The sequence below is a fragment of the Paenibacillus sambharensis genome (assembly GCF_003233845.1).
GTDB lineage: Bacteria > Bacillota > Bacilli > Paenibacillales > Paenibacillaceae > Paenibacillus_I > Paenibacillus_I sambharensis.
This window is the reverse complement of the sequence record NZ_QKRB01000030.1, coordinates 45657-53656: the sequence shown is the minus strand read 5'-3', so window position 1 is coordinate 53656 and position 8000 is coordinate 45657. Positions and strand designations below refer to the sequence as shown.

The window sequence follows — 8000 nt, the reverse complement described above, 5'->3', positions numbered from 1 at the left end:
TGAACTGCACCCCGTCAAGTAGACAGTACAAAAAATAAAAGTTAGTTAAACGGCCTTCGTCCTGAATTCTATGGGGCTGAGGCCGTTTAGTTTTGCCTGTAACCGTTCATTATTGTAAAAGTGAATGTAGTCATCGATATCCTTCTTTAGTTCCTCATATGTGCGGTAGGTATGCAAATAATACTTCTCACATTTTAGGGTTCCCCAGAAAGACTCCATCGGACCGTTATCAATGCAACGGCCCACTCGGGACATACTCTGCGTCATATTAGCCTTGTCCAGCATTTCTTTGAACCTCAGTGACGTGTACTGGTAGCCACGGTCGCTATGAATTAAAGGCTTGCTATTAGGGGCTGCCTGTAAAGCCAAATCCAACGTTTGAAAGACGAGAGGATTATTATTCGAGTGACCAAGTACATAAGAAACAATCGATTTATCATGAAGATCGAGGATGGCACTTAAATAAGCCTTCTGGCTATTGCCATACTTAAACTCCGTGACATCTGTAACCCACTTTTCATTCGGCGCTTCCGCTTGGAACTTGCGGTTAAGCACGTTCTCAGCTACCTGCTGCGGCGTAGAACGCTCATACTTCTTTTTCTTTCTGCGGATGACGGACTGGATTCTCTTAATCCTCATCAGTCTTTGCACTCGCTTATGATTAATCGGATGTTGCCATTCTCGGCGCATATGTAACGTTAATTGCCGGTAACCAAAGGTGCCCTCAACTTTCTCGTACATGGACATCATCATCTCTGTCAGCTTTCTATTCTCCAGCTCACGTGAGCTAGGTGTTCGATTAAGCCACTTGTAATAGCTCGACCTCGGAATCCCAGCAACGCCGCATAAAAGCTGTATGGTCATTGACTCTGTGCGCTGGACAGCTTGAATGGCAAGGTAGATGTTCTCTTGCCGATGTTGGCTTAGGGACACCTCCTTTCGAACTCCTGTAACTTTTTTAAGAAAGCATTCTCCGCCCGGAGTCGCTCGATTTCGTACTCCAGTTTCTTCATCGCGTACTTTTGTTCATCGACTTCCGTTAACTCTTCAGGCGCCTTGGCACGCCCTCTACCATCCTGTAAAGCATCCTGTCCGCCTTCTGCATACTTTCTCACCCATCCGTATACTTGCTGGTAAGAAACCTGGAATTGCATTGCTGTCTTCGTGTAGTCTTGTCCATTCGCAAGGCAATATAGGACGATGTCGATCCTCTCTTGCCATGTTGTCTTACGTCCCTTGGTCATAGCTGTTGTTCCCCCTGTACAGGCTTTTAAGCTGCTATGACCAGTATACTTCTTAATCCAATTGAAGAGCAGCGCTCGACAAGCGATCCCGTACTTATCGATGACTTGGTTCTGTGACAATTTCCCCTCCAAGTAATCCTTAACCGCTTGATGCTTCAGCTCTTCGGAATAACTACGGTTGTGTTTACGGACCTCTAGTCCCTCAGTACCATACAACCGATAACGACGTTGCCAATTCGCAAGCGTAGACATGGCAATGCCATACTTCTTAACAGTTGCCCTCACTCCAATATGACCAGCTTCGATCTCTTGAAGGATTGCCAATTTTTCTAAAGCGTTCAGTTTATTTCTAGGCATGAAAAATGCTCCCTATACAGTAAACAGGTTTTTATTTTTCACCTGTCTACCGTATGGGGAGCATATCAGATCCTGCGGCGCCATTTTTTACTGGTAACAATAATGGGGCTCATAACTCCTATTTCCACCCTTTTGGGACAGCCCCTTAATTTGCGACTAAAACCATTGTGCTTCCAAATACCGGCTTAGTCAGCTTCGCTGAGAGCATGCGGCTGGATCAGCTGTGAATCAGGGCGACACGATGTTCCAGCAAGTCTCTGTAGCGGTTCTGGACGATTTGGATTTCCTGCTGGATAACCCCCTGGTGGCGAACGGTGCCCATCTGGTCATGGCGGCGGTATAGGGTCAGCGGCTCTGGGATGAAGTGCATTTGAACGCCGGAGAGGGCGGCACGGATCCACATATCATAATCATGGGTGTAGGGAAGCGATTCATCAAACCAGCCTAGTCCGGCAGCCAGTTCCTTCGTCATCATAACCGTACAGCCGTTAACGGGACAGAATTGCTTCAGCGAATGGACGAAGGACTTGTAAGTCGGGTACCTGGCATTCTCATTATAGCGGGTAATGCGGCTGTGAGCATCGATGACATGGTAGTCCGTATAGCTGAAGCGCGCGCCTGAGGCTTCCATGAATGCTGTCTGGCGGGCGATTTTGTCCGGTAGAAAGCAGTCATCCGAGCTCAGCCAGCAGACATATTTGCCGGAGGCAAGACGAATGCCGTAGTTAAGGGCACTGGCGGTACCTCCGTTAGCCTTGCCGATATAGTGAAATTTGCCATGGTACGGAGCCAGCAGGTGCTGATTCCTGTCCGAGCCGTCATCGATGACAATGACCTCGATATTCCGGTAGGTCTGGTTCAGCACACTGTCCAGCGCCTGGCCGATAAAAGGGCAGTTGTAGAACGGAATGACGACAGTAACGAGCGGTCCGATGGTGATCACCCCAATAACGTTAATATGATTGCCTTATACCATCATATGGGTGGACAACGATCGGGGCGCGGACCAATGCACCGCTTCATTCGTCTATTTCATCGTACCAGGGGAATCGGCTAAGGGTTAGGGAAGCATCCAGCGAAGGATCAGCCCGGCTTGGGTAAGACCCCCGCCAAACCCGTAAAGCAGAATCTGCTGGCCTTGGCGGATGCGGTTGTCTTGAATCGCGAGATCCAGAGCGAGCGGAATGGAGGCCGCCGATGTATTGCCGTAATGGACAAGGCTGTAGAGCGTGCGTTCCAGAGGAATTCCGGTGCGCTCGCAGATGGATTCGATCATCCGCAGATTGGCGCTGTGCGGCACGAACCAGTCGATCTGATCAGTTGTCAGATCCGCGGCATTGAGCAGACGTTTCACACCGGAGCTGACACTGGTGACTGCCCACTTGTATACTTCTCTGCCATTCTGGATGATCTTGTCATTGGCTGTGATCGGAACCCCGCTGATTTCACTTGAGAGCGCTGAACGATACAGGTGGTGGCCGGAATCGCCGTCTGTTGACACTGCCGAGGCGATGAAGCTTCCCGTCTCTTCTGTCCGCTCTACGATTACCGCACTTGCCCCATCACCGAACAGGATACAGGTTGTACGGTCTGTATAGTCGGTAATCTTGGAGAGAGTCTCGGCGCCAATGACGAGTATCTTGCGGTGCATGCCGGACAGCAGCAGGCCATTGGCCAGCTGCAGGGCGGACACGAAGCCGGCACAGGCGGCCTGAACATCGGTTGCGCCGCAGCCGTGAATGCCGAATGCCGCCTGCACACGGGCAGACATGCTCGGGAAGACCGTATCCGGTGAAGAGGTAGCGGTAATGATATAGTCAACGTCATCCAGCTGAATGCCATAACGCGCCTGAAGATCGCGAACGGCTGCTATACACAGATCGCTGCAGTATTCATTCTCGGCAGCAATTCGCCGCTCGACAATGCCGGTCCGCTGCACGATCCATTCGTGGCTGGTCTCGACCATCTGTTCCAGGTGGCTGTTGGTAAGAACACGCTCTGGCACATAAGAGCCTATGGCGGTAATCGCCGCATGGGAAGTTATTTTACCGGCTTGATGCATGTAGGAATCATCTCGCTTTCGTCTGTTAGTGGATGGTGGGAGATACATATTGTATAAGGTCAGTTGGAGTTATTATCAGGTATTAGTATCTGGTACTAATATAGGCCAGACGGAGGGGAAAGTCAACTTGGTGTGTGGTGTGGGTGGCGTCAGACCGAAACACAGACTGTGTAGGTGGTCTCCTTCCAGTGCTCGGCTCAGCTTACGCAGCTGGAATAATCAAACTGAATGTAAATGGAAGCAATCTACAGACTGAAGTGGCTCCAAAAGTGGTGAACAACAGGGTTATGGTTCCAATTAGTTTTGTTTCTAAAGCCTTAGGTGCATCTGTGTCATGGAACGATAAAACACAGACCGTTTCTATTAATACGATCGGGATTCCTAACGAAAACGTGTGGGATGAGAGGATGGATCTTGGACCATTTATGATTTACGTTGAACTGCCGAGTAGCCTTGAATTTCTCCGCCAACTCGTCATAAGCTTGAGACGATAGACCTTTAGCAGCAAATGGAGACATAATCAGTACGTTGGCACTCTCCAAGTAACTTATTTGCTCAGAGACTGCATGAATTTGGACTTGGTCGGCGCCACTTCTGGACGGTAGCCCCCTTCGACCCTGCTTCACCGAGCAGCAACGCTCCTCTAGTACCTTGTTTCGTTGTATACCACACGCTTCCGCCGGTCGCAGATTCGCCAGCTGAATCGATTTCCGGTTGTTTCGTAAGCCAGCCTACCATCTCCTTAGCAGATAACTCACTCTCCTGCTTCTGGATCTTATTAATGAGTTCTATATAAGCAGTCCGCTCCAATGGTGAGCTGCGCTTCACGACTCGGACTACAATATCGCTGCTTACGCTTGTTTCATCTGCGTGTTTCAACTCTGCCCGGTACCTCTGCTCGCCTGTCTCAGTGGTCCCAACAGCCAGCAACGTGCTGTATACACCATCACCGTGAAGTTCATCCCCATTATAGAGATTTCCGTCGTCACTCAGCCTCGCAATTGGCAATGCTTGTCCATTCTCATCGATCTTCATGAGTGTGACCATCGATTGTGCATCGAGGTACTGTTCGACGGGTATACGGAACAAAAGCTGTACACTTTCACCTGCATAGACGATTTGCTCTGATACTTAAGCACATCTTTCGAGGATGGCAATGCTGCCAGTTTCGAGACATCCGGTGACGTTCGTGCTGTAATGCGCTTAGGATCGATCCTGCCTTCGCACGGCGACTATATGGCGCTGATGAGCACGGGGATCGGTTCTATAGAGAACAGCGACAGCAAGATGGAACAGTTCGTCGAAATTCCGGAGGGTGTGCGTTCCATAACCTTCGACTACAATATGATTTCGGAAGAGCCTATGGAATGGGTGGACAGCGAATACGACGATAGGTTCAGAGTGACAATCACCGGGGAGGGACAGGAGCCAGTTACGCTCCATGAACAAACGGTTAGTGAAGCCCAGTGGCGTGCTGTCCCGGACGTCAACCTGGATGGTGGCGACAACACGGCATATATGACCGGCTGGATGCGAGTAAGCGCCGATGTATCTTCATTCGCAGGCGCAGGTGCCGTCCGAATTCAACTCGAAGTGTTGGACGAGGGGGATATTGAGTATGACACAGTTGTACTCCTCGATGATGTAAAACATCGAGAACTATGTTGATTTGAAGACATACACGGATACTGGTCCACTAGATGGAGGATTGGACTACGAGGATATTTTACTGAACATGTCGAGCCAAGAGCTTCAACAGCTGTATTCGAAGCTGCTGAAGGAGCAACCAATCACGCCCTACGAAAGCTATGAGTATGTCATGAATAGCACAGCATTTGAGAAATTGTTGAGCTATATGGATGCGTGGTGGTTGTTTAATGGAGACAACCAGGATGAGAGCAAGAAGTTTCAGCTGGTGACAGCTATAGAAGCGCTGGATATTCGTAACAATCCCTGCAGCTATTTGCCAGAGGGCTGCGGATCGGGAACTGCGCAGTTTAAACAGTTCTTCGACCGTTATTTCTATATTGAGCACCAGCCTTCTTCCGGCCGTAAAGAGTTGTATGTGGTAGAAGCTGATCTGGGCGTTCTAAGAGCGGAACGGATCGAACATACGGTATACACGCTGGTCGAGCCCACTACGGGTGAGGTGCATTATTTTGGGCGTACGGCTAATCCTGATGAGAAGCAAGAAGCGTTAGCGCGGAACCTCAAATTCGCTGGCTTAGAGTGGCGAGAGATTTACCGTGGAGTGGAATATTATGAAGCAAAAGATGCAGAGAAGAAGCTCTGGCAGCAGCATCAGGCAGATCCCAGTCCGCCGAAGGTACTGATTGGCGTTCGGTTGATGACCGATAAAGCTGCGAACATCTCCGTGCAGCTGCAGTCCGTTCGCGAGGATATCGGCAAGATGCAGCAGTATGGCTCTGATATCTCGAAAGGGTTATGGACAACTCTATCAAGTGCAGTAAAGAAAATAGCAGATGGCGCTAAGAAGGGTCTAGAAAAAACGTGGAATGACATTCAACATGAGATAAAAACAGCCGTGGGGAAGACTCTCGTTATCGCATATGTACTAAAGGGAATCGGGATGTCCCTGGTAGAGACGCTTACTGACTTCTTCAGCATCGATGTACAAATGTTTATTGATCTGGTCAATCTGGTTATAGCCGGGAAGTTCAAGGAGATTATTGAGGAAATAGTTAATGGCATACTGGATCCCATTAAGTACATTTCTGATCAGAAATACTATAATCCAATACTGAAAGGTACAGCATCTAACCAAGCCGCAGAAGAATATGGGAAGAACCTGGGCGAAGTCCTGCAAATGATTGTGGGAATATTCTACAGCGGCGGCGCCGTTCTCTTGAAGTTTATTGATAAATTAGCAGACTTGGATAAAGGCCTTGCGGACCGGTTATCCAAGAAATTTAAACGGCAGCTGGACGAGGCGAATGAGAAGGTGGATACTAGCAAACCCCTTCTAGATCCAAATGGAAAATTCCTATCCAGTATCCTTGAGTCGGATTACCAGAACTATGCGTCCAAGATGAAAAAAAGGGGCAAAACCGCGGGCAATCGTGCAGCATGGTACTACGATCTAAATCATTGGCTGTTTGATAAGGTAACGGGAAGAGGGAATCTGTTTAATCAAAGAGCGAAGACATTAGATTGGTATCCGTTCCATGATATCCGCCTGACAAATGAGCTCACCATAAGCTCCTACAACAAAGCTAGCCGTGAGATTGTTGCACGAAGAGCGGTTGATCTGGAAGCGATCAGCACCAGTGATTTTTCAACGCTGCTGTACAAATTGAAATTCAATCTATTCAGCTATCCGATACCCAAAGTGAAACATTCGAGCAAAGATACCGAGGGTAAATGGCGATATGATTCAAGCCAGCCGGCCACGATAACGAACACAGAACTTCAAGGAAGATTGGTTATCGAGCTGCCGAGCTCCAACAGTGGGGTAGCGAACCGTAACGAGTATGAAAAGATAGCATCGGATAACAATATCACGATAAAGTACCGGGATGAGACGAATAACTCCTCCAATGGATGTAACTGCTTCACCGCAGGCACCAAGGTCCTAACTAACGAAGGGGAGAAACCGATTGAGGAGATTGAAGTCGGAGATAAGGTTCTCGCCAAGTCTGACGAGACCGGAGAAGTGGCGTATAAAGAGGTCGTAGGGCTGTTCCAAAAACAGGCTGACGAAATCTATTATATCCACATCGGTGATGAAATCATTGAGGTTACCGCAGAGCATCCGTTCTGGCTCGATGGCAAAGGGTGGATTGAAGTTAAAGACCTGAAGGTTGGCGACTTTCTTGTTTCGAATGATGGTTCTAAACTGGAAATAGACAAGATTGAGAAAGAGCCACGTGAAGCAACGGTTTATAATTTTGAGGTTGCAGATTATCAGTCGTATTTTGTGTCTAACCTTGGGATTTGGGTTCATAATTGTAAAACTGCTCTAAGGTATACTTTAAAGCCACAGGATTTAGATTGGCGTGGGACGGGGAAGACTTGGAGAGATGCTGTAGACTTGGCATTTAAGAAGACAGGGGTTAATAAAGAAGAATTTTCGGCAAGTAAGTGGGCAAAGGATGAGAATGGCAAGTCATTCCCTGTTGAGTGGCGTTCAAAAAATGGCGCAGAGGTGAGCATAGACTACCCTCATTATGGTGTGGATAGAAATGGGAACTGGGCTTCAGGACCCGATGCACCGCATGTTGGTTGGCAAACGCCTGGGAAAAATAATACGGTAGGTCATATCATACTTGATGAAGTACCCTTTGGGAGACCAAGAAATAAGTAAAAGGAGAAGGTTT

General features: G+C 48.4%; 7 protein-coding genes. 3 read left to right on the top strand and 4 right to left on the bottom strand.

Annotation, left to right across the window (positions count from 1 at the left end):
• Positions 1-45 precede the first annotated feature (45 nt).
• From DNH61_RS03870 to DNH61_RS03860, 3 genes are all read right to left on the bottom strand, one after another.
• A protein-coding gene (locus tag DNH61_RS03870) for an IS3 family transposase (RefSeq protein ID WP_111145361.1) occupies positions 46-1601 on the bottom strand; the annotation gives its coding sequence in 2 pieces (ribosomal slippage) (positions 46-971 and positions 971-1601; 1557 coding nt in all).
• A gap of 217 nt (positions 1602-1818) precedes the next feature.
• The gene (locus tag DNH61_RS03865; RefSeq protein WP_111145367.1) at positions 1819-2535 is read right to left on the bottom strand and encodes a glycosyltransferase; all 717 of its coding nucleotides are present in this window, start codon (positions 2533-2535) and stop codon (positions 1819-1821) included.
• A gap of 126 nt (positions 2536-2661) precedes the next feature.
• Positions 2662-3663, bottom strand: a complete 1002-nt coding sequence (locus tag DNH61_RS03860; protein WP_111145360.1) for a ketoacyl-ACP synthase III — start codon at positions 3661-3663, stop codon at positions 2662-2664.
• A gap of 134 nt (positions 3664-3797) precedes the next feature.
• On the opposite strand from DNH61_RS03860, the gene DNH61_RS27195 reads away from it, so the two are divergent.
• Entirely contained in the window at positions 3798-4157 is a 360-nt protein-coding gene (locus tag DNH61_RS27195) for a copper amine oxidase N-terminal domain-containing protein (protein WP_111145359.1), read from the top strand.
• A gap of 61 nt (positions 4158-4218) precedes the next feature.
• Here the strand turns inward: DNH61_RS27195 and DNH61_RS03850 are convergent, their stop codons facing one another.
• Entirely contained in the window at positions 4219-4752 is a 534-nt protein-coding gene (locus DNH61_RS03850) for a hypothetical protein (RefSeq protein ID WP_111145358.1), read from the bottom strand.
• 108 nt (positions 4753-4860) lie between these two features.
• Here DNH61_RS03850 and DNH61_RS03845 point away from each other — a divergent pair, with 108 nt between their 5' ends.
• Both DNH61_RS03845 and DNH61_RS27190 read left to right on the top strand, forming a co-directional pair.
• Complete coding sequence (locus tag DNH61_RS03845; RefSeq protein WP_111145357.1) at positions 4861-5331, top strand: choice-of-anchor L domain-containing protein; 471 nt, start codon at positions 4861-4863, stop codon at positions 5329-5331.
• A gap of 40 nt (positions 5332-5371) precedes the next feature.
• Positions 5372-7987, top strand: a complete 2616-nt coding sequence (locus DNH61_RS27190; RefSeq protein ID WP_425452204.1) for a polymorphic toxin-type HINT domain-containing protein — start codon at positions 5372-5374, stop codon at positions 7985-7987.
• Positions 7988-8000 lie beyond the last annotated feature (13 nt).

Excerpts from the sequence above, each read along its gene's own strand:
- DNH61_RS03860 (WP_111145360.1), bottom strand. The coding sequence starts at position 3,663 with ATGCATCAAGCCGGTAAAATAACTTCCCATGCGGCGATTACCGCCATA.
- DNH61_RS03845 (WP_111145357.1), top strand. The coding sequence starts at position 4,861 with ATGCGCTTAGGATCGATCCTGCCTTCGCACGGCGACTATATGGCGCTG.